This is a genomic window from Sphingosinicellaceae bacterium, assembly GCA_019285715.1.
Lineage (GTDB): Bacteria > Pseudomonadota > Alphaproteobacteria > Sphingomonadales > Sphingomonadaceae > Glacieibacterium.
On sequence record CP079108.1, the window covers coordinates 1,731,308 to 1,754,082 of the forward strand.

Genomic DNA, 22,775 nt, shown 5'->3' on the forward strand with positions numbered 1-22,775 from the left:
TACAGCCCGTCGATTGACGACTTGCGCACACAGGGACATCGCACTGGCTCGATAAGGATTTGTGTCGAGAAAGGCGTAACTATGATCGCTCTGCTTTCGGTTCGATCTTGTTTGCGTGTTGGCGTATCTCTTGTTGCGGCGACGGCTATCTCCGCCCCGCTACTCGCCCAGGCCGGACCGACGCAGCCCAGCGATGCGCCGGTCGCAGCCGCGGGGAGCACTGCGGCCCCGGCGGGCGAGGCGGCGGCGCCTCGGTCCAGTCCGACACAGGTTGCAGCCGCCGACGCCGACGTCGATATCATCATAACCGGGTCGCGCATCGCCCGGCCGGAGCTAGCGACCGTCCAGCCAACCCAGGTCATCGGCGCCGCGCAGATCGAGGCTCGTGGCTACACCAACGTCACCCAGGCGCTGCAGGAACTGCCGGGGTTCGGCCCGCCGGGCAACAGCGCCGTCGGTGCTCAGTCCTCCTTCGGCCCGGCGCAAAGCTTCGTCGACTTCTTCAGTCTCGGTTCGCAGCGCACCCTGACATTGGTCAACGGTCGGCGCTTCGTGTCATCGAACACCGCAAGTATCTTCGGCCCGGTCGGTTCCGGCAGCCAGGTCGATCTCAACAATATCCCGGTCACGCTTGTCGACCATATCGATGTCGTCGCGGTCGGCGGAGCACCGATCTATGGCTCCGACGCCATCGCCGGTACGGTCAACGTGATCCTGAAGCACGACTATGACGGCGTCGAGATCACGGGCCAGTACGGTGTTTCGGAGGCCGGCGACGCTCCCGACCGCCGGATCAGCGCCCTAGTTGGCAAGAACTTTGCCGAGGGCCGTGGCAACATCACCGTCTCGGGCGAGTACAACAAGGTGAGCGGCTTCACCGCCAGCGACCGCGCCGTCTCGGAGGCGGGCCTGTTCTTCGGCACCCCGCCCGCCAGCACCGACACGCCGTTTGCCCGGTTGCTGTATCCGGCGCAGCGCTACTCGGCCTTCACCATCGGTGGCGTGCCGTTCACCGGCGATGAGTTCTCGGCGCAGGATTTCGGCATCCGCGATACTTCCGGGGTGTTGCAGCAGTTCGGCAACAACGGCCGGCTGGTGCCACTCGATCTCGGGACGGTACTGCGCCAAGGCTACATCAGCAGCGGTGGCAACGGCTATGACCTGCCGGCCCAGTCGAACCTGTTGTCGAGTACCGAGCGCTATCTCGCGACGGCGATCGGCAGCTACGAGTTCACCGACCACATCCGGGCGTTCGGCGAAGCCTGGTACTCGCACAACAAGGGCACCAACATCATCGCCCAGCCGAACTACAATACCGCGCTGTTCGACGATGCCGGAGCCCCCGACGGCAACCTCATCATTCCCCTCAGCAACCCGTTCCTGAACCCTGCCGACCGCGCGACGATCGCGGCAAACCTGCCGGCTGGACAGGACGTGTTCTATGTCGGCCGCGCCCTCAGCGACCTGACCACCGGACGTTCGCAGGGCACCGTCGAGACCTACCGCTTCGTCGGCGGCTTCAACGGCGACTTCGACGTCGGCAAGCATAATTTCAAGTGGGAAGTCTCGGCCAACTACGGGCACTCGGAGGCGAACGGGCGCAACCTCGAGCTGGTCCAGCAGAACTTCGAAAATGCCCTCGACGCGACCACCGATGCCAACGGCAACATCATCTGCCGGCCCGGCGTGGTGAACGCCAACATCGCGACGATCAGCAACGTCTGCGCGCCGCTCAACATCTTCGGTGCGGGCAGCGCCAGCCAGGCCGCGAAGGACTATATCTTCGCGGTCGCCACGCCGCGCTCGACCAACAGCCAACTGGTCCTCAACGCGAACACGCAAGGCGCGCTGTTTGCCCTGCCGGGCGGCGACCTCAAGTTTTCGCTCGGCTACGAATACCGCCGGGAGCGCACTACCTTCGATCCCGGCGAGTTCTACACCGGCGAACTGCAACCCGACGGGACGCGCGCTTCATTCGGGCGCATCGTGCCGACCGACGGCATCAGCGGCGGCTACCACACCAACGAATTCTTCGGCGAGCTGGTCGCACCGATTGTCTCCGACGCCACCGACCTCCGCTTCCTCAAGGTGCTAGAGCTCGACGGCTCGGCCCGATACGTCAAGAATTCGCTCAGCGGCGGCGACCTGACCTGGACGGCGGGCGGCCGTCTCGGCTTCTTCGACGGGCTCACGTTTCGCGGCAACTTCACGCGCGCCATTCGCAGTCCGGCGATCACCGAGGTCTTCAACCCCACTTCGCAGGCCTTCGATAGCGGCCGCGACCCGTGTGACCAGAACTACGTCGACAGCGGCCCCAACCCGGCGGTGCGCCGTGCCAACTGCATTGCGGCGGGCATCACCGATCCTGACGGCTTCATCTCCAACTACTCGAACTTTTCGGTGCCTGTCTCGGTTTCCGGCAACAATAGCCTGAAGAACGAGAAAGCGAACAGCTGGACCGCTGGCGCGATCGTCCAGCCGGGCTTTGCGCCGGGCTTGTCGGTGGCCGTCGACTGGGTGAGCATTCACCTTAGGAAAGCCATCACCTCGCTGACCGGGGATCAGATCCTCAACGCCTGCTATGACAACGCGGCCTATCCAAACAGCTTCTGCGGTAACATCGACCGCGATGCGAACGGCCAGATCACCTTCATCCGCGAAGGCTATTTCAACGCCGCGTCGTATACGTTCGAGGGCCTGACGGCGAACGTCACCTACCGGCACCAGATCAGCGACATCGGTATCTTCGGGATTAACCTCAACTATCTGTACCGCAAGAAGCTCGAAACCCAGGTCGGTACCGACGACATCGACCATATCGCCGGTGAAATCGGCAACCCGCGCCACTCGGGGACGGCGAATTTCAGCTTCGAGCGGAACGGTTTCAACATGCTCACCCAGGTCCAGTATGTCGGCAAGGGCAAGTTCAACGCCGACGATGCCCCGGATGCACGCGACATCACCGGTGTCGGCGACTGGGTCGTCGTCAACGCCACCGTCGGCTATGACGTCAACGAGCATTTCGGCCTCAAATTCATCGTCGACAACATCGCCAACCGGAGGCCGCCGGCACCGTTCACCGGAACCCAGCAGGCGGTGCAGACCTATTACTCCGGCATCGTCGGCCGGTATTTCCGGGCCAGCGCCTCGGTGAAGTTCTAGCGCTGGCCTGACAGGTTTCGGCGCGACCGCAGATCAAGCGCTCAAGGGGGTCTGACCGTCGCCGGTGGTCTCGCGCTTGCGCTGCAATGCCTTGCGGGCGAGGTGGAGCGGCAGCAGCTCGATGCCCGTCTTGCCACGTGTCGAGTTGCCGGGATGGCGGCGGACATTGAGCATGATCTGCTCGAGGCGGTCGACGGCCAGGCCGTTGCGCTCCGCGGACGCGAACCAGTCGACGTCTTCGGCAAAGCGCAGCAACGGGTCGAACAGTCCATTGCGGTCGAAGGCTGACCGTCTGAACAGGCCCGCGCCGATATAGCAGGCGAAGCTGTCGGCCGGGCTGCCGACGAAGCTGCCGTATTCGATCAGCTGGGCGCGGCCGATGACGACGTCGGTCTCCGGGTGTTCGGCAAGCCAGGCCAACGCGGCTGCGAGCTTGCCCGCCGGCCACAGGTCGTCGACGTCGACGAACGCGATAAGATCGGCCGACGCCGCCCGTATGCCGTGGTTACGGGCCGCCGCCGGGCCACCGTTCGCCTGCCGCAGGAACCGCACCTCGGCCGGCAAGGCAGCGACGGCAGCGGCGATGTCGTCGGTCGAGCCGTCGTCGACGACAATGATCTCGAACGCCGGGTAGTTCTGCGCCAGCACGCTCGCGATCGCTTCGGGCAGGAAGTGCGCGCCGTTGAATACCGGCACGATGACGCTGACGAGCGGCGCGGTGGCAACACGGGGCGAGGACGCGGTCACCGGCTGCTCCGAGAGCGCGGCGACCGCTTCGGGTACCCTCGCGAAGTCGCGGCCGAGCACCAGGCGGTGCCTTGGTAGACGTGCCAGCACGCCCGCGATGAAGTCCACCGTGGCCTGGCCGGCATGCGGCAGTTGGGCGAGCGTCGTGTAGGTCGCTGCCCCCGCGAGCAGCGCCGGCTCGACCGGCTCGACGCCGGTTTCGGCGCTGTCGCCGAAGCGCGGGGTCACTGCAGCGACGAGCGGCAGGCTGTCGGAAACATGGTCGAGGTACATCACCGCCTTGGCCTCACCGGCGCTCGCCGCATCGCCGAGGATCCGTGGCGAGAAGCGTGCGAACCGCGCCATGTCGGCGACCTCGACCTTGGCGGTGCGATACAGGCTGTGTGCCGCCGGCCGGGCACCCCCCGACAACAGCACATAGTCGTCGCCGACATAGTCGAGGCCGGCGGCGAGACAGGCGAGCGCGGTCGTCGATTTTCTGGTCCCGCCCTTGCCCGTAATCAACACACCCCCGGCGGGCGTACCGACGGCGGCCGCATGGACGAGCTGCCGATCGCGATTTTCGGCGTCGCGCCGATAGCGTGCCAGAACGAGCGGCTCGCTCGACTGAATGCTCGCCACCGGAAGCATCTGCACGGCACGCTGGGTGGCGAGGTGGAAGACTTCGAAGGCCCGCTGGAAGGTCCCGATCGATGTCACCAGACGGCAGGCGAGGATGCCGCCGCCGGCGATGAAGATAGCGCGGACGTCGCGCGCCGGAATCGCGACGTCGAGGGCATGCCGGATGAGCCAGAGGACAGGCAGGTTGGCGAGTGCCGCGCCCGCGCCCGAGCGTGCGGCGACGGGTCAGGTGATTTGGGTGTCCGGACGGATCAGGTAATTTGCTTGGGTAGCGCGCGGGCTTCGCGGACCGGGTCGGTCGTGCCGTCCCAGTCGTCGTGTGCTGCCTTCCAGGCCGCGAACATTGCCCGGACCTCGGGCGACGAGCCGTGGATCTCGACGAACATGCCGAACTGCGGGCGGGCATCGAAGTAGCAGACGTCCGCGCCCGACCACATCTCGTTGGCGAGTTCCAGGCCCTGATCGAGCAGGTGCTGCCGGTCGGCGAGGAAATCGTTTCCGATGATGGCGACGTGGTGGAAACCCTCCTCGCCGCGCCTGAACATGTCGTGGAAGATCGAGGGCGTATCGTCGTGGAGCTGGATCAGCTGGATCTGCACCGGGCCGCAGTAGCCGAACGCATAGCTCAGGTCGCACTCCTTGCTGCTCCCGCGGTAGCGGTAGTAGCCCTCCGCCTTATGGTGCCGCGCCGTGAAGAAGGGTCCCGCCCCGAAAGCGTCGACCCAGCGTTGCGCCGCGGCGTCGAGATCGTTCACGACCCAGGCGTACTGGAAGATCGGCCGCTTCATGAAGCTTTTGAGCATGGCGACATCCTCCGTCCGTTCCCAAGGCTTGATGACCATAAACTCCGGTTCGGCTCGGCTTCGCACCTGTGGAATGTGTCAGGCGGTGGCTTGTAGAGGCGCTGGGCCGGCGTCGTTCGTCTAGGCCGCTGCGCTGAAAGCCGCCGTCGCGACCGGGTCGAGGATCAGCTGGACACCCCGTTTCGTCCGGAGCAGCGCCCGCACCTCCACGCAACTCGCTGCAGTGCTGTCCAGGGCTGGCGGCAAACCGTCGATCAGCAGGCGATGCCCGCAGCGACCGACGACCTGGGCTCCGGCCCGCGCCAGTACCACGTCCAGCGTCGCCCCTCGGGGCGAGCTGAGGGCTGTGCGGATCTCGCCCGCAACACTGTCGGCGATAGGACCAAGCACGACCTGCAAGCCGCCGTTCGCCAGCTTGAGAACGCCGCGCGCGCCGAGCGCCTTGAGGCGTGGCTCATCGACGACCCCCCCGCCGACCTTGAGGCGCAGGCGTGTCGTGCAGGCGTCGACCGAGACGATGTTGCCAGCTCCGCCGAGCGCCGCGATGAGCGCTCCCGCACGGCCACCGACGGTCATTACTGGTTCGATAACCGTGTCCTCGACAGGCTCGCGGCCCGGCGTCTTGAGATTGAAGCGCACGATGCAGAACCGGAACGCTGCGTAGTAAATCCCGAAGTAGGCGACGCCCACCGGGATCAGGAGCAGGGGCCGCGTCGCAAGCTTGAAGTTGAGCAAATAGTCGAGCAGCCCCGCCGAAAAGCCGAAGCCGAGCTTGACCCCGAGCGCGTCCATCAGCGCCATCGAGATGCCGGTCAGCACGGCGTGGACGACGAACAACGCCGGCGCCAGGAACATGAACGTGAACTCGATCGGCTCGGTCACCCCGGTCAGCGCCGAGGTCAGCGCCAGGCTGAGCAGCATGCCGCCGACCGGCTTGCGGCGCTCGGGGCGTGCCGAGCGGTACATCGCGAGGCAGGCGGCAGGCAGCCCGAACATCATCACCGGGAAGAATCCGGACATGAACCCACCCGCGGTCGGGTCGCCGGCGAAGAAGCGGTTCAGGTCGCCAGTGGTGCCGTCATAATTGCCGAGGATGAACCACGCGACGTTGTTGAGGATGTGGTGCAGCCCGGTGACGATCAGCAGCCGGTTGAGCGCGCCGTAGACGAACAGCCCGAGCGGGCCGGCCGCGACGACGGCGCGGGACACGCTGTCGAGGCCAGCCTCGAGCCACGGGAAGCCGAGGCCGAAGACCAATGCGCCGCCCAGGCCAGCAAACCCGGCGGCGATCGGCACGAAGCGGCGGCCGCCGAAAAAGGCCAGATAGTCGGGCAGCCGGATGTTCGAGAACCGGTTGTAGAGCGCGCCCGCCGCCAACCCTGACAGGATGCCAGCGGGAACGCCGAGCTTGGCGAGTTCCTTGGTGCGCCACGCAGCGGCAAGATCGGCGGCGATGCCTTGCGTGAAGCCGGCGGTGACCTCGGGTGGCACGTGCAGCAGCGACTTCGCACCCTCGACAGTGACGAGATAGGCGACGACCCCGGCTAGCCCCGCCGCGCCGTGGTTCTCGCGCGCCAGCCCGACAGCGACGCCGACCGCGAACAACAGCCCGAGGTTGGCGAAGATCGCGTTGCCTGCAGCGGCGATGAAGGCGACATCAAGCAGGTCGGGTTGGCCGAGACGGAGCAGCAGGCCCGCGATCGGCAGCACCGCGATCGGCAGCATCAGCGCGCGGCCGAGGGGTTGCAGGCGCGAAAGCATCAGGCGGCCTCCTCGACCAGTGGCGGCGCCAGCGCCCGGACCTCGGCGGCAGTGCTGCAGGCGAGCGCCCGGACAGCGAGCGCGCGGCAATCGGCGAGGCGCAGCGTCCTTACCCTGGCCTTGACGGCGGGAATTGCGCCGGCCGCACACGAAAGCTCGGTGACGCCGAGCCCGATCAGGATCGCCGCGGCTGCAGGGTCGGACGCTATCCCGCCGCAAACGCCGAGCCAGCGCCGGTGTGCCGCCGCGCCGTCCGCCGCCAGCGCGATCAGACGCAACACGGCCGGGTTGAGGGCATCGATCAGCGCTGCGGTTGCGGGATTCCCGCGATCGGCGGCGAGTGCGTATTGGGTCAGGTCGTTGCTGCCGATCGACAGGAAGTCGGCGTCCCGCGCCAGCGCTCCCGCGAGTACGGCGGCAGAAGGGGTCTCGACCATCACGCCGAGCTGGGGCCGGTGCCGACGCCTGACGGCGACGAGCGCCCGGTCGAGCGCCGCGCTGACAGCGGCAAGCTCGGCGGGCGCGACCACCATCGGCACCATGATCCGGCACTGGTCGCCCGGGACGCCGCGCAGGATGGCGCGGAGCTGGATGTCGAGCAGGTCGGGCCGTGCGAGGCTGAAGCGCACGCCGCGGTTGCCGAGTGCGGGGTTGTCCTCGGGCACGAACGGCAGGTAGGCGACCGGCTTGTCGCCGCCGATATCCAAGGTGCGGACGATCAGCGGGCGGTCGCCGAGCGTGGTGGCAATCGCGGCATAGGCGGCGGCCTGCTCGTCCTCGTCGGGCGCGGCGTCGCGACCGAGGAACAGGAACTCGGTGCGCAGCAGGCCACAGCCCTCGGCGCCGAATTCGACGGCGCGCGCGGTCTCGTCGATCGACGACAGGTTGGCGAAGACTTCGATGCGGGTGCCATCGGCCATCCGGCATTCGGCTTGTGCCGCGGCAAGCTCGGCTGGACGTCGCCGCCGGTCGCTGGCGATGCGGTCTCCCGCAGCGGCCAGCGTCGCGGCATCGGGAGAGGGGTCGAGCCAGCCGCCGTCCGCATCGAGGATCACCGCCTGCCCCTCCGCAACCTCGAGCAGCGCTGTGCCCCCCGCGACCAGCATCGGCAGGCCTGCAGCGGCCGCGAGGATCGCCACGTGCGAAGTCGGGCCGCCGCCTGCGGTCGCGATCCCCGCAAGCCGCTGGTGGTCAAGGGCTATGAATTGCGACGGCAGTACGTCCGCAGCGATGACGACCGCGTCGTCGGGCAAGGCCGCCGGCGCGGTAGCGGCGGCATCGGGGTAGAGCAGGGCGAGCAGCTGGTGCTCGAGATCGGCGAGGTCGGCGACACGCTCGGCCAGGTGCGGGTCGCCTGTCGCCTGCAGCGCCGTCGTCGCCGCCTGGGTTGCCGACCGCCATGCCGCGCCCGCGGACGAGCCTGCCGCAATTGCCCTGCTTGCCGGGACCGAGAGGCCGGGATCGTCGAGCAGCGCCGCGTGTGCCGCAGCGATCTCCGAACCGAGGCCGGTCATGGCGGCGAGGCGCCCGCCAAGGGTCGCCAAAGCCGCGTCGAGGGCGGCGCGCTCGATCGCCGGCCCCGCGCCCGCTTCAGGCACTGCGATCGTCGATTGCGTAAGGTGCATGACGGTCCCGACCGCGAAGCCGGGCGCGGCGCGGATGCCCGGGATCAACGTGCCGGCGGGCCGCGACAGTGCCGGTGCTAGTCCTGGAGCCGTGTGCGCCTCGCCCATTCCGCCCTCAATCAGCGCGACGAGGGCCTCCACCGCAGCTGCGGCATCGGTTCCGGTCGCGCGGACCGTGAGTTCGTCGCCTTGACGAACTCCGAGCGCCATCACCGCGACCATACTGCATGCGTCGGCGGTGCGGCCGTGCGCCTCGAACACCGCCGCGGCGGCATGGGTTTTGAGCAACGCCACGATGCGCGCGGCCGGGCGTGCGTGCAGGCCGTGCGGGAGCGGCATGACCAGCACATGGATCGCCTCGTCCCCCGCCGGAGGCGCGACCGCGACCGTCGCCGCGACGGTGAGCGCGAGCAGCGGATCGCCCCAGCCCACCAGTCGGTCGCGGGCGAGGACCTCGACCGTCGCGCCTTCGCTGACGACGATGACCGGGGTGATCAGCGACGGGGCTCGCGCGGCGACGATGTCGAGGTCGAAATCGAGCAGTACAGCGTCGGCACGCACGCGGTCACCGACAGCAACATGCGCGGTGAAGCCCGCCCCGGCGAGCGCGACGGTGTCGATGCCGACGTGGATCAGCACCTCGACGGCGTCGGCGATGCGCAATGTCACTGAATGGCTGGTCGGCGCGACGCCGACGACGAGCGCGTCGCACGGCGCGCGGACGACGCCCTCGGTCGGCTCGATCGCAAGGCCGTCACCCATCATCCGCTCGGCGAACACCGGGTCGGGGACCTCCGCGAGCGGGCAGGCCCATCCGGCGAGCGGGGTGTTGAGGACGATGCGGGTCATGGCACGAGCCGGACGGCGGCCACCGCCCAGATCGGATCGGAACCACGCGCGGTGAAGGTCAGGCAGAGGCCGGCGGCTCCGGCGCCGAGGGGCAGGGGGGCGCGCAGAGTGCTCACGCCCGGATTGCGGACCGCCGGCGCGAGCGGCAGCACCGCGAGCCGGTCACCGTCGCAACCGTCGCGGACTTCGAGCTCGCCGTCGGGCGTTGCGGGCGGTCGGAAGCGGATCGCGTCGCGGTCATTGCCGATCTGGTAGTTGAACGGCAGCTGCCCGACGTCGACCTCGATGGTTTTCGCGCCCGCGACTGGCGCCCCCGCCCACTTCCAGCACGGCGCGAGGATGTCGACCTTGAACGTCGCGCGCGGTCCTGCGGCGGGGTAGTCGTCCTCGAGGCCGAGCACGAGCTTGTCCTCACACGTGGTCAGCGGCGACTTCGGCGTCGGCATGAATGACGCGGTCGAGGCCTGCGTCAGTTCGAAAGCGCGCAGCCGCTCGACCTGCGCTGCCGCCCGGCGCTCGAAGCCGGGATAATCCTTGGAGCCCGCCGCCGACCATCCCAGCTCCGCTACCGCCAGCGCGCGTGGGAATGCCTGGTGCGCGACGCGTGCCTCGCTCCGCATGTGCTCGGTCCACAGGGTGCCTTGCAGGCCGAGGATGTGTTGCTCGCGCGCGGTCGGTATCGACGCCGGCAGCGGGTCGAAACCGTAGACATCGGCGAGGCTGACGACATGCCCGCGCCCGATCGGCTCGGCCGCTCCCTCGATGTTGTCAAAATACAGGGTCGGACCGGCGGCGAGGATCGCGTCGTGCCCAGCGGCGGCTGCTTTGGCCGCGCCATCGACGCCTTGCCACGACATCACCGTCGCGCTCTCCGGGACTCCGCCCGCAAGGATTTCGTCCCAGCCGATCAGCTTCCGGCCGTGGGCGGTGAGGAATTTGCCGATTCGCGCGATGAACCAGCCCTGCAGCGCCTCCTCGTCCTTGAGGCCGAGCGCCTTGATGCGGGCTTGCGTGGCCGGGTCGGAGTGCCACTGGTCTTTGACCGCCTCGTCGCCGCCGATGTGGATGTAGGGCCCCGGGAACAGGTCGATGACCTCGGCCAGCACGTCCTCGAGGAAGGCGAAGGTCGCGTCGTCGGTGTTGTAGAGGTACGGAAACACGCCCCAATCGGATTCGATGCCAGGTGGCGGCGTGACGCCCATGCCGAGCTTGGGGTAGGCGCGGATCGCGGCGAGCGCGTGGCCGGGCATCTCGATCTCGGGGATGACGGTGATGTTCCGCGCGGCGGCAAAGGCGACGATGTCGCGGATCTCGGCCTTCGAGTAGACGCCGCCCTCGCGCGGTAGCGCCGGTGCCGGGGGCACGCTCGCGGGGACGCGCCAGCCGCCGACCGCGGTCAGGCGCGGGTATTTGTCGATCGGGATGCGCCAGCCCTGGTCGTCGACGAGGTGCCAGTGGAAGCGGTTGAGCTTGGCCAGCGCCATCCACTCCAGCAGCCGCTTGATGAACGCCGGCGACTGGTAGTGGCGGGCGGAATCGAGCATTAGCCCCCGCCAGCCGAAGCGCGGCGCATCGTCGATGGTGACCGCGGGGATCGTGCCGTCGGCAGACACCAGCTGCCACAGGGTAATGGCACCGTAGAACAGCCCGGCATCGTCGGGGGCGGTGATGGTCGCGTGTACACTGTCCACGGTGAGGCGATAGCTCTCGGGTTTGCCGCCGGCGGTGCGGACGAAGCGGATCGTCGCGTTGCTCGCCGGCTTGAGATCGAAGCCGCGGCTGCGCTTGAGCATATCGCCAAGCAGCGCCGCCGCCCGCGCCGCGCCGGGAGCATCGGCGGCTACCGCGACCGTCGAGGTGTGACTGATCCGTAGCGAACCTGTCCCCATCTGAATCGACGCGGGCAACGGCAGCAGGCTCGGCGACGCGGCTGTCGCCATCGGCGCGAGCGTCGCCAGCACCAGCGCGACAGACCTCATCACAATCGTCCCCTCGAACCACGCGCGCCGCCGGTGCCGCCCTTCAATAGCGCGGCACCGGCGCTGTCCATCAATAGCGCAGGCGGACGCCGAGGTAGAATTGCCGGCCGTTGTCGTAGATCGCGCGGGGCCGATCGGTGGTGCTCGAGAACTGCTCGATCTTCTCGTTGGTCAGGTTGATCGCATCAGCAGTAACCGCAATGTTCGAGGTCACGTTGACCGATGCCGAGCCGTCGAGCGATGCGGTCGCCTTCTGGTTGAGCGGCGCGGCGCGGTCGTAGGTGATGAAGAACTTGGTGCGGTAGTTGTAGCTCAGCCGCGCCGAGAAACGGTCGTCCTCGTAATAGCCGGTCAGGTTGACCGCGTGCTTGGAGTTGCCCTGCACCGGCAGCCCGCCTTTGATCTTGGCGTCCGAGTAGGTGTAGTTCACGTTGGCACCGAAACCGCCCCAGATGCGTCGCGAAGCCTGGATTTCGACACCCTTGTTGGTGCCGCCCGGGCCGTTTGCACGCCGGTTCACGTCGAACAGGCAGTCGTACAGGTTGTTGGTGACATCAAGCAGCGTGCAGCGCGAGACGTTGGGCGTCGAGGTCTGGACTGGGAAGCGCTCCTGCGTGATCGCGTCGATGATGTAAGACTTGATGTCCTTGTAATAGAACGCGACGGCGAAGATCGTGTCCTTGTCGGGGTAGTATTCCAGGCTGACGTCACCCTGGTTGGCGCGGTACGGATTGACCAGCGGGTTGCCGCCGGCAGCGGTCAGCGAGCCGGGGTTGAGCGTGATCCGCGGCACGATGTCGGTGTAGTCCGGGCGGGCGACGGTGCGCCCAGCCGCGAGCCGCAGGATCAGGTTATCGCGGACGTCGAAGCTGACGTTCGCGCTGGGCAGGACGTCGGTATAGTGGCGCTTGACGTCGACCGGCTGATAGATGCCGAAGGCATTGTCGTCGACGGTGTCCGGTCCCGCGGGCACGCCGATCAGATTGCCGGTCGAGTGCTGGTCGGTCCGCACGACGCGGAGGCCGACGTTGCCCCGCCAATGCTCGCCGCCGAGATTGGCCATGACGTAGCCGCCGTACGCCTTCTCGTTGATCGCGTAGTTCTCGGGCGGATTGATGATACGCGCCCGGACGCTCGCCGGCTGCGAATTCATAATGTCCTCGAGCTTCTTGCGGTCGATCTGGAAGAAGCTGGTCAGCGTGCCCGGCAGCGCGATATTGTCGAGGAAGTCGCCCGGGGTCAGGCCACCGGCGAAGCTGGTCGACGTACAGGGACCGCCGCAGCCGTTCGCGGCCAGCGGCAGGTAAAAGCCGCCGTAGGTGGTCGCGAGGAAGCGCGTGACGCGGTCGTGGTCAGTGAACTTGGCACCCGCCTTGATCGACTTCAGGAAGCCCGCGTCGAATTCGTGCTCATAGTCGACGTAGGCGTACTTCTCCTTGTCGTCGTTGGTGATCTTGTGGAGCGAGGCAAAGTCGAACGCGAGGTCGGACGGCTTGGTCGGGTCGATGCCGATGAACGCGACCTGCGGAGTCTTGCCGGTCAGGTCGTAGGTGAAGCCACCGGGCGCGCCGCCCTCGTAGAACGGCTGCGACGCGGTATCGCCATTGGCCTTGGTGTAGCCGACCTTGACGTGGAGGGTGTCGGCGTCGGTCGGCTTCCAGATCGCGTCGAAGTCGCCGGAGAAGGTCTGCGCGAAGGCCTTGCGGTCGATCGCGTCATAGACCGCGGCGCGGCCACCGGGGATCGAGTCGATGCGGCCCGAGACGATGGTACCGTTCTTGACGACGCCGTTGCTGAGCACGCCGCCGCCGCCGATCGCGTTGGTGCCCCAGGCGAGGTAGTTCTGGTTGAAGTTGTCGGCGTTGAACCGCGAGTACAGCCCGGTGACGTTGACCTCGAGCGTGTCGGTCGGGCGGAACTGCAGCGCGATGTTGCCGCCGTAGCGCTCACGCTCCTGGTTGAACAACGCCGAGCCGATCAGCGACGGATAGACGTTGCCGACGAGTGCGGGATCATAGCCGGGGTTGGTGACTATGGTCGACGCCGTACCCGGCGCCGAACCGGTCGGCGGCGGCAGCGTGAGCGTCGGCGCTACGTCGTATTTCTGGTAGCCGAGCACCTCGACGCCGTCGCGGCGGATGCGGCGCTTCTGATAGACGCCGCCGATCAGGATGCCGAAGGTCTCGTCAGCGTTCTTCCAGCTGACCATGCCCGACAGCTGTGGATCGACCTTGCCGCGGCTGTCCGAGTAGGCGGCCTGGGCCGAAGCGGAGACGGTAAAGGCCTTGAGGTCGAGCGGGTTGCGGGTGTGGACGTTGATCGTGCCGCCGATCCCGCCTTCCTCGACGTCCGCCTGCGGGCTTTTATAGACGTCGAGTTGCCCGACGATTTCCGACGGCAGCGTCAGGTAGTTGAAGCTGCGCGTAGCGGCGAGCTGCTCCAGGATAAACCAGTCGGCGGTGGCGATGGCGTGGCCGTTGACCAGCGTCTTGGTCAGGTTCGGCGCGGTACCGCGTAGACTGACGCGCTCGCCCTCGCCGAACTCGCGGTTGATGACGATGCCCGGGATGCGCTGCAGCGCTTCGGCGACGTTCTTGTCGGGGAACTTGCCGATGTCCTCGGCGGACAGGATGTCGGCGACGACCGATGAAGTGCGCTTGGCTTCGAGCGACTTGCGGAGGGATGCGCGGATGCCGGTGACGACGATATCGTCCGGCTTGTCGTCGACGGTGGCCCTGGCACTGTCTGCCGTTGCGGGACTGGGCAGCGTTTCCTGCGCTGTCACCATCGTGCCGAAGCCCAGCATCGCGAGCGCGCTCGCCGTCCCGATCAGAGTCTGCTTGATGTTCATCCCCGGTCCCTCCCTTAGTCATCAATCCGGGAGGCTCTAGTGCCAATACCGGACCAATGACATACCAATGTCATGACCATTATGTAAGCAAGGCTCCTCGTCAAGTGGCGTACAGAGATAAAACTGGAGTGTTGCTAAATTTTTCTGCTAGCCAGTGGTCTGCAATTGGTCCTATGACCGACGCAGCGAGTAGGACAGGATTTCGATGAGTTTGTCGGCAAGGATCGGCCGGATCGACGGTGTCAGTCGCGCACCGCTTTACCAGCGGCTGCAGGACAGCCTCCGCAACGCCATCAACTCCGGGCAGCTCAAGCCGCAGGGCGCGCTGCCGCCCGAGCGCGATCTGGCGACGGACTTTGCGGTCTCGCGGATCACGGTGCGCAAGGCGCTCGACGGGCTGGTCGGTGAGGGGCTGTTGATCCGCCGGCAGGGCGCCGGCACCTTCGTCGCAGGCCGCGTCGAGAAGCAGTTCGCCAAGCTGACGTCGTTCTCGGAAGACATGGCGGCACGCGGACGCGTCGTCCGCAGCGAGTGGCTGAACAAGGCCGACGGCGCGGTCACGCCCGACGAGTCGCTGACACTCGGACTCAGCCCCGGCGCGCCGGTGTACCGCTTCGCGCGCATCCGCTTCGCCGACGACCTTGCCATGGCACTCGAATATTCGACTATCCCGGGCTACGGGCTGCCGGCTCTGGAGGCGGTCGACGTCTCCCTCTATGCGGCGCTCGAAGCCTCGGGCAATCGCCCCGTGCGCGCGCTGCAGCGCTTGCGTGCGGTGCTGTTCGACACCGAGCAGGCCGGCTTGCTGGGCATCGAGGTCGGCGCACCCGGATTGTTCATCGAACGCCGCGCCTTCCTCGACGACGGCCGCGCCATCGAGATGACGCACAGCTGGTATCGCGGCGATGCCTATGACTTCGTCGCCGAGCTCAACGCCTCATGACCTCGCTGATGTTCGCGGAAGCCGCCGACGCCGCGCGCGTCGTGGCGGTCCAGCGCAGCGCCAATGCCGGAGTTGTAGCGGCTCTTGGCGAGCGGCTGCGCGCCGCGCCGCCGACCGCTGTGCTGACGCTGGCCCGCGGCAGCTCCGACCACGCCGCAACGGTCGCGAAATACCTGATCGAGACCCGGCTCGGTTTACCGGTGTCGTCCGGCGCACCCTCGGTCAGCTCGGTTTACGGCGTGCAGCCCCAGTTGGGTGGGATGCTGTGCCTGGCACTTTCGCAGTCGGGCCGCAGTCCCGACCTCCTCGCAGCCATGAGGGCCGCCAAGGCCGGCGGTGCCGCGACGATCGCGCTGGTCAACGATGCCGCCTCGCCGCTGGCAGGGCTCGTCGACGATGTCGTGCCGCTCCACGCTGGTCCCGAGCTCAGCATCGCCGCGACAAAGTCGTACATCGCGACCCTCGCTGCCTTGCTCGACCTCACCGCCGCCTGGACCGGTGACGACGCCCTTGCAGCGGCACTCGATGCAGCGCCCGAACTGCTGGAGCTGTCGTGGGGGCTCGACTGGTCGCCGCTGGTCGACGGCTTGCACTTGGCCCGCGGCCTATACGTGCTCGGGCGTGGCCCCGGCCTCGGCGTCGCCCAGGAGGCGGCACTGAAGTTCAAGGAGACCTGCGGGCTTCACGCCGAAGCGTTCAGCGTCGCGGAGGTCAGGCACGGCCCGATGGCGCTGGTCAGGCCAGGCTTCCCGCTGCTCGTGTTCCGCCAGTCCGACGATAGCGAAGCGGGCACCGCTGCGCTCGTCGCCGAAGTTGTCGCGCGCGGGGGCGAGGTCTTCGTGACAGGTGCCGGCATTCCCGGTGCGACTACGCTGCCCGCGCTTGACGCGCACCCTGCGATGGAGCCGATGCTGCGGATTCAAAGCTTCTACCGCGCCGCCGAGGCCCTGGCCCGGGCGCGTGGCTTCGACCCTGATCGACCGCCCCATCTTGCCAAGGTTACCGAGACGGTCTGATGCGGTTTGCCCTTCACAACGGCCCGATGCTGATCGGCGGCGAAATCCTCGAGGAGCAGGCGGTCATCGTCGCCGACGGCGTTATCGAGGCGGTGATCGCAGCAGCCGACCTTCCGGCCGGCATCGATTGCCACGACCTCGACGGAGCGTTGCTAGCGGCAGGCTTCATCGACACCCAAGTCAACGGTGGCGGTGGGGCCTTGTTCAACGACGCGCCGACGGTGGCAACCGTCACCACGATCGCCGCCGCCCACCGCCGCTTCGGTACGACGGGGCTATTCCCGACCCTGATCAGCGATGACCTCGATGTCGTTCGCACCGGCGTTCAGGCGGTCGATGCAGCGATCGAGGCGGGAGTTCCCGGTATCCTCGGCATCCACATCGAGGGGCCGTTCCTCAACAGCGAGCGACGCGGCATCCACGTCGCCAGCAAGCTGCGGGAACTCGACGAGGCCGGCTTCGACATTGTCACCGGGCTGCGTAATGGCCGTACGCTCGTCACGCTCGCCCCGGAGATGACGACGCCCGGTATGATCGCGCGGCTCGCAGCCGCAGGCGTGGTCGTCGCGGCCGGTCATACGGCAGCGACCTATGCGCAGGCTCGGAGCGCGCTGGCGCACGGGCTGGCCGGCTTCACCCATCTGTTCAATGCGATGTCGCAGCTCGGCAACCGCGAGCCCGGCGTGGTCGGTGCAGCGCTCGAGGATCCCGACAGCTGGTGCGGGCTGATCGTCGACGGCCACCATGTTTCGCCGACGACGCTGCGGCTGGCGCTCCGCTGCAAGCCGCCGGAGAAGTTCGTGCTCGTCACCGACGCGATGCCCAGCGTCGGCACCAGCGACTCCTCGTTCGTACTGCAGGGCAAGACCATCCGCGTTGTCGACGGTGCCTGCGTCGATGCCGAGGGCACGCTGGCGGGTTCCCACCTCGACATGGCCGGAGCGGTCCGCAATGCCGTGAACATGCTCGGTGTGCCGGTCGCGACGGCGCTGCAGATGGCGAGCGCCAATCCGGCCGCGTATCTCGGGATCGCCGCGACGCACGGGCGGATTGCAGCCGGTTTTCGCGCGGATTTCGTCGCGCTGGACGCGGGGCTGCGGTGCGTCGCGACGTGGGTTTCGGGTGAAATGATGTCGACATGACTGCAGCCAGGTGAGGGCCGCCATCGGCACTGAATAGCTGGGGCCTATTCCGCTGGCGGGATTAGGCTTCCATCGTGACGAGCGATCTCCGATTACCGGCCTATCTGATAATCAGTCGCAATAATCTTGCGTCCGCGACGCAATAGCGACTAAGGGCGACCCCTGCCGTCTGCCTGGCACGAGGATATCTGCCGATGAAGTCGCTGGCTTGCCGCCTGCTCGTGTCCACTGCCTTGCTGGCTCCGGCCGCTCGTGCCGTGGCTGCGGACGCCGCCGATGCGGCCGCGAACAGCGACATCGTCGTGACGGCGGCCATCGACGAGGTGACCTCCGCAACCGGCCTGGCGCTGACGCTCAAGGAGACGCCGCAATCGGTCACTATCGTCGACCGGGAGCGAATCCGCGACTTCGCCCTGACCAACATCAACGACCTGCTCGATCATGTGCCCGGCATCAACGTCGAGCGGGTCGAGACCGACCGCACCGAGTATAATTCGCGCGGTTTCGACATCACCAACTTCCAGGTCGACGGCATCGGCCTGCCGCTGATCTCGGCGCTGCAGTTCGGCGACCTCGACACCGTATTGTGGGAGCGCGTCGAGATTGTCCGCGGTGCCAACGGCATGATGGCCGGTGTCGGCAACCCGTCGGCGACGATCAACTATATCCGCAAGCGACCGACCGCGACGCTGCAGGCGTCCGTCACCGCCCAGCTCGGCTCGTTCGACGACAAGCGCGTCGAGGCCGACGTCTCCGGGCCGCTCAACGCGTCGGGCACGGTCCAGGCGCGCGCCATCTTTGCGCACGAGGATCGCAATTCCTACCTCGATTTCAACAAGGTCAATCGCAACGTCTATGGCGTCTTGCTGTCGTGGGACGTGGCGCCGCGGCTAAAGGCGACGGTCGGCTACAGCCGCCAGCAGAACGACTCCGACGGGGTGCTGTGGGGGGCGCTGCCGCTGAGCTATTCGGACGGTTCGCAGATCAAGGACTACCCGGGCTCGGCCTCGACCTCGGCCCCGTGGACCTACTGGAACATCCGGGACCAGACCGCTTTCGCCGAGCTCGCCTACAACTTCGACAACGGCTGGGCGGTGAAAGGCATCTACACCCGCCGCCGCTTCGAGGAGCATGCCAAGCTGCTGTACGCCTTCGGTTATCCTGACCGCGACACCGGCCTCGGCATCGTCGGCATGTCGGGCATCTACCCGTCGGACTACAAGCAGAACCTCGCCGACCTCTACGCGTCGGGCCCGCTCCACCTGTTCGGCCGCGAGCACCAGCTGGCGTTCGGCGCTTCGTACGGCCGGTCGGTCGGCAAGGATTACGAGGCCTTCTCCGAAACCACGATCGACTATCCGGACTACCGCACGCTGGGTGGTCATACGCTGATCCCGGAGCCGGATTATCCCGACGCGACGCTCCAGTCCAACACCACCGACAAGCTGCTGCGTGGCTATGCAGCCGCCCACCTGAACTTCAGCGACCGGCTGAAAGGCGTCGTCGGTGCCAGCGTCGCGCAGCTCAAGTCGAGCGGCTCGTCCTACGGCACCGACCAAGCGCGCAACAATTCCCAGGTCAGCCCGTATGTCGGCGCGCTGTACGACCTGACGAAGAACGTCACGCTGTATGCGAGCTACACGGGCATCTTCAATCCGCAGGTCGAGGTCGATGTCACCAACCGCAAGCTCGCGCCCGCCAAGGGCAATAGCTACGAAGCCGGCATCAAGAGCGAGTGGTTCGACAACCGACTCTATGCCACCGCCTCGCTTTTCCACGTCAAGCAGCGTGGGTTGGCGACCTACGCCGGCACGTTCGAGGACGGCGACCAGGGCCAGATCGGGTCGAGCTATTACACCGGCGTCGACACCACTTCGAAGGGTTTCGAGATCGAGATCGCCGGCAAGATCACCGACCGCTGGTCACTCAGCGGCGGCTACACCGGCTTCAAGCTTTCGGGCGGCGAGACGACCGGAAGCCCGCGTCCGTATCTCCCGAACCGCACGCTGAAACTGTCGTCGACCTATGCCGTACCGGAGCTACGCGACCTCAAGCTCGGAGCCGAACTGCGCTGGCAGGATGCGATTCACTATGTCGACGGCGGCGTGCAGGATAGCGACGGCAACGACGCCGTGGTGCGCCAGAAAAGCTATGCCGTCCTTGATCTGATGGCCGGCATCCGGGTCGTCGAGCATGTGCGGGCAACGCTCAACATCCGCAACGTCACCGGCGAGAAGTATCTCGGCAGCTTGCTCTGGGGGCAAGCGTTCTACGCCGCGCCACGCAACCTGACCTTTGCGCTGACGGTGGCGTACTGAGCAAGCCGGGCGAAACACCGCCGTAGTTGCTGGTCTCATCGACGACGGGCGGCGGGTTGGGTCGCTATGCGTCGGCGACGACTTCGAAGCCGCCGAGGATCATGCGCCTGCCGTCGAGTGACATCGGCTGTCCGTCAGGCGCCATGCGCGGGTCGTGCCTGACCTTCGCCATGCCGGCGTCGCGCGTCGCCTTATCGGGCCAATCGATCCACGAGAACACCACCGTCTCGCCGTCGCCGGCCTGAACCGCGCAGCGGAAATCGGTCAGTGTGCCATCGGGAATGTCGTCGCCCCAGCAATCGACGACGCGGGTGGCACCGTGGTCCTTGAAGATCGGCGCGGTCTTGCGTGCAAACGCGGGGCGTCAATGGCGGGCGTCAGTGTCCGATCGGCTCCGCCATCAGCTCGACCAGTACGCCGCCCGAGTTCTTGGGGTGGACGAAGATCACCGGCACGCCGTGGGCGCCGATCCGCGGTTCGCCGGTGCCGAGCACGGTCGCGCCCTTCGCCCGCATCGCGTCGCGCGCGGCGATGATGTCGGGAACCTCGAAGCAGATGTGGTGCTGTCCGCCGCTCGGGAATTTCTTGAGGAAGCCCCACACCGGCGAAGCCTCGCCGAGCGGCTCGATCAGCTCGAGCTGGCTGTTCGCAAGGTCGATGAAGGCGACCGAGACGCCCTGCTCGGGCAGCGCGAACTTGGGTCGGCTGACGGTCGCTCCGTAGAGGTCGCGGTACATCGCCAGCGTCGCGTCGATGTCGGGCGTCGCGATGCCGACATGGTTCAGGCGTCCGATCATCGAGCCTCCAGCTGCAAGAGCAATTCGTCCATCGTCGAAACCACCGCGGCGGCACCGGCGTCGTGCAGTTCCTGCGGGTCGTGATAACCCCAGTCGACGCCGATCGCGCGGACGCCAGCGTTGCGGGCCATCGCGATGTCGAACACCGTGTCGCCGATCATCACCGCGTCCTCGAGCGCACATCCGGCTTCTGCGAGCGCGGCGTAAAGCATCGCCGGGTGCGGCTTCGAGGGGTGCCGGTCGGCGGTCTGCAGGGTGACGAAATGATGCGCGAGGCCATGATGCTCGAGGATCAACGCCAGCCCGCGGTCCGACTTCCCGGTCGCAACGCCGAGCAACCAGCCGGCCTCGCCAAGTGTCGCCAGCCCCTCGGCGATGCCCGGATACAGGGGCTCAGGGTCGAGGCGCTTGTCGCGCCGCCGGTCCCAGAACGCCTGCTTGTAAGCGGCGGTCAGGCGCGCGTGGAGCGCGGGTGAAGCTGCCGGAACCAGCACTTCCATCGCCTCGATCAGGCTGAGCCCGACGATGCGTCTCGTGGTGTGGGCATCGGGCGGTGCAAGCCCCGCCGCCTCGAACGCATCGACCATCGCCAGCAGGATGTTCGCCTGGCTGTCGACCAGCGTCCCGTCGCAGTCGAAGACGGCAAGGCGTACGCTGGACGTTCCGGGGCTCACTATTCGCGCTGGCCCCGGGACCGGCGCTCGCCGCGGTGGGCCTTGCGCCGGGCTTTGGCGTCGGCGGTCGCGAGCTTCTTCTTGCCCTCCGGCGTGTCGGAGAACTTGACCGGGTCGAGGATTGCGCCATCGCCGTCGGCGGCGTCGAAGCCGAGCATCTTGAAGCTCTCGACGAAGTGCGAGGGCAGGTCGGCGACAATATCGAGGTGGCCGCCGTCGGGGGCCTCGATGCGCAGCCGACGGGCGTGGAGGTGGAGCTTGCGGCTGATCCCGCCGGTGAGAAAGGCGTCGCGGCCGCCGTATTTGGCATCGCCGACGATCGGGTGGCCGAGTGCGCTGGCGTGGACGCGAATCTGGTGGGTACGGCCGGTCTGCGGCTGGAACTCGACCCAGGCGGCCTGCGTCGCGGCGTGGTCGATGACCCGGTACAGGGTCCGCGCGCTCTGCCCGGTCTCGGGGTCGACGTGCATCTTCTCGCCGCCGGTGCCGGGTTGCTTCGACAGCGGCGCGTCGATTTCGCCCGCTTCCGGCTCGGGCTGGCCGACGGTCAGCGCCCAGTAGACCTTCTTGGCGGTGCGTCCGGCGAACGCCTTGGAAAAGAACGCCGCGGCGCGAGCGGAGCGGGCCAGCAGCAACACGCCGCTGGTGTCCTTGTCGAGACGGTGGACGAGCTTGGGCCGGGTGTTGGTGTCGAACATCAGCGCATCCAGCAGCCCATCGACGTGGCTAAGCGTGCCGGTGCCGCCTTGCGTCGCGAGGCCGGGGGGCTTGTTGATGACGATGGCGTGCGCGTCCTTGTGGATCACCAGGCTCTGCGCGAACTCGATCTCGGCGGGGCTCAGTGGCTTCGCGGGCCGCGATACAGGGGCACCCTCGGGGGCGTCCTCGGCGGGCGGCAGGGTCAGGACCTGGCCCGCAACGAGGCGTGCGCCGGGGTCGGTCTTGGCGCCGTCGAGGCGGAGCGTGCCGGTTCGTGCCCAGCGCGACACGACGTTGAAGCTGGTGCCGGGCTCGTGGCGCTTGAACCAGCGGTCTAACCGAATGCCCTCATCGTCGGGCTGGATGGTGATGCTGCGCGTCATGTGGCTACGGCCCGGATCAGGTAAAGGCCGGCGAACAGCGCCAGCATACTGCCGGCGACCGACGAGACTGCATAAGCAGCAGCGAGCGCGAAGTCGCCCTGCACCGTCATTTCGACCATCTCGAGGCTGAACGCCGAAAAGGTCGTGAAGCCGCCAAGGACGCCGACGCCGAGCAACAGGCGCAGCGGCTCGTCACCGGCGGTGCGTGTCGTCAGCCAGCCGGCCAGCAGCCCCATCGCGAAGCCGCCGAGGATGTTGACCGCCCACGTCCCGAACGGCAGGCCGGGGCCGAGCGTCGTCACTGCCCAGCGTCCGACGCCGAAGCGCAGGCCGGCACCGATGCCGCCTCCGAGCATGACCAGGACGAGCGGGGGCAGGGCGGCAAGCGGGAACATCGGCGTCGTG

General features: G+C 67.4%; 16 protein-coding genes. 5 read left to right on the forward strand and 11 right to left on the reverse strand.

Annotated elements, in window-relative coordinates; translation table 11 throughout:
- Positions 1-81 precede the first annotated feature (81 nt).
- Positions 82-3,162, forward strand: coding sequence for a TonB-dependent receptor (locus tag KX816_08075; GenBank protein QXQ07935.1), 3,081 nt, complete (start codon positions 82-84; stop codon positions 3,160-3,162).
- Positions 3,163-3,195: 33 nt separating this feature from the next.
- Here the strand turns inward: KX816_08075 and KX816_08080 are convergent, their stop codons facing one another.
- The 6 genes from KX816_08080 to KX816_08105 form a co-directional block, all read right to left on the reverse strand.
- Entirely contained in the window at positions 3,196-4,608 is a 1,413-nt protein-coding gene (locus tag KX816_08080) for a glycosyltransferase (protein QXQ07936.1), read from the reverse strand.
- Positions 4,609-4,781: 173 nt separating this feature from the next.
- The gene (locus tag KX816_08085; protein QXQ07937.1) at positions 4,782-5,372 is read right to left on the reverse strand and encodes a VOC family protein; all 591 of its coding nucleotides are present in this window, start codon (positions 5,370-5,372) and stop codon (positions 4,782-4,784) included.
- Between the two features lie 81 nt (positions 5,373-5,453).
- On the reverse strand, positions 5,454-7,094 hold the full coding sequence (gene nagE / locus KX816_08090; protein QXQ07938.1) for an N-acetylglucosamine-specific PTS transporter subunit IIBC: 1,641 nt from the start codon (positions 7,092-7,094) through the stop codon (positions 5,454-5,456).
- On the reverse strand, positions 7,094-9,568 hold the full coding sequence (ptsP, locus tag KX816_08095; protein ID QXQ07939.1) for a phosphoenolpyruvate--protein phosphotransferase: 2,475 nt from the start codon (positions 9,566-9,568) through the stop codon (positions 7,094-7,096). Before ptsP ends, nagE begins: the two co-directional genes overlap by 1 nt.
- Positions 9,565-11,547, reverse strand: coding sequence for a beta-N-acetylhexosaminidase (locus KX816_08100; GenBank protein ID QXQ07940.1), 1,983 nt, complete (start codon positions 11,545-11,547; stop codon positions 9,565-9,567). Before KX816_08100 ends, ptsP begins: the two co-directional genes overlap by 4 nt.
- A gap of 70 nt (positions 11,548-11,617) precedes the next feature.
- Positions 11,618-14,398, reverse strand: a complete 2,781-nt coding sequence (locus KX816_08105; GenBank protein QXQ07941.1) for a TonB-dependent receptor — start codon at positions 14,396-14,398, stop codon at positions 11,618-11,620.
- Between the two features lie 205 nt (positions 14,399-14,603).
- On the opposite strand from KX816_08105, the gene KX816_08110 reads away from it, so the two are divergent.
- The 4 genes from KX816_08110 (at position 14,604) to KX816_08125 (ending at position 19,817) form a co-directional block, all read left to right on the forward strand.
- Positions 14,604-15,341: a GntR family transcriptional regulator gene (locus tag KX816_08110; protein ID QXQ07942.1), complete on the forward strand. Its 738-nt coding sequence runs from the start codon at positions 14,604-14,606 to the stop codon at positions 15,339-15,341.
- The gene (locus tag KX816_08115) at positions 15,338-16,357 is read left to right on the forward strand and encodes an SIS domain-containing protein (protein QXQ07943.1); all 1,020 of its coding nucleotides are present in this window, start codon (positions 15,338-15,340) and stop codon (positions 16,355-16,357) included. Before KX816_08110 ends, KX816_08115 begins: the two co-directional genes overlap by 4 nt.
- Entirely contained in the window at positions 16,357-17,499 is a 1,143-nt protein-coding gene (nagA, locus tag KX816_08120) for an N-acetylglucosamine-6-phosphate deacetylase (GenBank protein ID QXQ07944.1), read from the forward strand. The genes KX816_08115 and nagA overlap by 1 nt, the downstream gene beginning before the upstream one ends.
- Positions 17,500-17,693: 194 nt before the next feature.
- Complete coding sequence (locus KX816_08125) at positions 17,694-19,817, forward strand: TonB-dependent siderophore receptor (GenBank protein ID QXQ07945.1); 2,124 nt, start codon at positions 17,694-17,696, stop codon at positions 19,815-19,817.
- Positions 19,818-19,881: 64 nt separating this feature from the next.
- On the opposite strand, the gene KX816_08130 is transcribed toward KX816_08125, so the two are convergent.
- From KX816_08130 to crcB, 5 genes are read right to left on the reverse strand one after another with little or no spacing between them, the layout of a single operon-like run.
- Complete coding sequence (locus KX816_08130; protein ID QXQ08458.1) at positions 19,882-20,151, reverse strand: DUF1428 domain-containing protein; 270 nt, start codon at positions 20,149-20,151, stop codon at positions 19,882-19,884.
- Between the two features lie 43 nt (positions 20,152-20,194).
- On the reverse strand, positions 20,195-20,614 hold the full coding sequence (gene mce, locus KX816_08135) for a methylmalonyl-CoA epimerase (GenBank protein ID QXQ07946.1): 420 nt from the start codon (positions 20,612-20,614) through the stop codon (positions 20,195-20,197).
- Positions 20,611-21,288, reverse strand: a complete 678-nt coding sequence (locus tag KX816_08140; GenBank protein QXQ07947.1) for an HAD-IA family hydrolase — start codon at positions 21,286-21,288, stop codon at positions 20,611-20,613. Before KX816_08140 ends, mce begins: the two co-directional genes overlap by 4 nt.
- Positions 21,288-22,370 (reverse strand): RluA family pseudouridine synthase, encoded by a 1,083-nt coding sequence (locus KX816_08145; GenBank protein QXQ07948.1) that lies wholly within the window; start codon positions 22,368-22,370, stop codon positions 21,288-21,290. The genes KX816_08140 and KX816_08145 overlap by 1 nt, the downstream gene beginning before the upstream one ends.
- On the reverse strand, positions 22,367-22,747 hold the full coding sequence (crcB, locus tag KX816_08150; GenBank protein QXQ08459.1) for a fluoride efflux transporter CrcB: 381 nt from the start codon (positions 22,745-22,747) through the stop codon (positions 22,367-22,369). Before crcB ends, KX816_08145 begins: the two co-directional genes overlap by 4 nt.
- Between the last annotated feature and the right edge of the window lie 28 nt (positions 22,748-22,775).

What these genes read in the sequence shown, in the direction of transcription:
- KX816_08075 (QXQ07935.1), top strand. Translation starts at nt 82, where the DNA reads ATGATCGCTCTGCTTTCGGTTCGATCTTGTTTGCGTGTTGGCGTATCT.
- KX816_08085 (QXQ07937.1), bottom strand. Translation starts at nt 5,372, where the DNA reads ATGGTCATCAAGCCTTGGGAACGGACGGAGGATGTCGCCATGCTCAAA.
- nagE (QXQ07938.1), bottom strand. Translation starts at nt 7,094, where the DNA reads ATGCTTTCGCGCCTGCAACCCCTCGGCCGCGCGCTGATGCTGCCGATC.
- ptsP (QXQ07939.1), bottom strand. Translation starts at nt 9,568, where the DNA reads ATGACCCGCATCGTCCTCAACACCCCGCTCGCCGGATGGGCCTGCCCG.
- KX816_08100 (QXQ07940.1), bottom strand. Translation starts at nt 11,547, where the DNA reads ATGAGGTCTGTCGCGCTGGTGCTGGCGACGCTCGCGCCGATGGCGACA.
- KX816_08105 (QXQ07941.1), bottom strand. Translation starts at nt 14,398, where the DNA reads ATGAACATCAAGCAGACTCTGATCGGGACGGCGAGCGCGCTCGCGATG.
- KX816_08110 (QXQ07942.1), top strand. Translation starts at nt 14,604, where the DNA reads ATGAGTTTGTCGGCAAGGATCGGCCGGATCGACGGTGTCAGTCGCGCA.
- KX816_08115 (QXQ07943.1), top strand. Translation starts at nt 15,338, where the DNA reads ATGACCTCGCTGATGTTCGCGGAAGCCGCCGACGCCGCGCGCGTCGTG.
- nagA (QXQ07944.1), top strand. Translation starts at nt 16,357, where the DNA reads ATGCGGTTTGCCCTTCACAACGGCCCGATGCTGATCGGCGGCGAAATC.
- KX816_08125 (QXQ07945.1), top strand. Translation starts at nt 17,694, where the DNA reads ATGAAGTCGCTGGCTTGCCGCCTGCTCGTGTCCACTGCCTTGCTGGCT.
- mce (QXQ07946.1), bottom strand. Translation starts at nt 20,614, where the DNA reads ATGATCGGACGCCTGAACCATGTCGGCATCGCGACGCCCGACATCGAC.
- KX816_08145 (QXQ07948.1), bottom strand. Translation starts at nt 22,370, where the DNA reads ATGACGCGCAGCATCACCATCCAGCCCGACGATGAGGGCATTCGGTTA.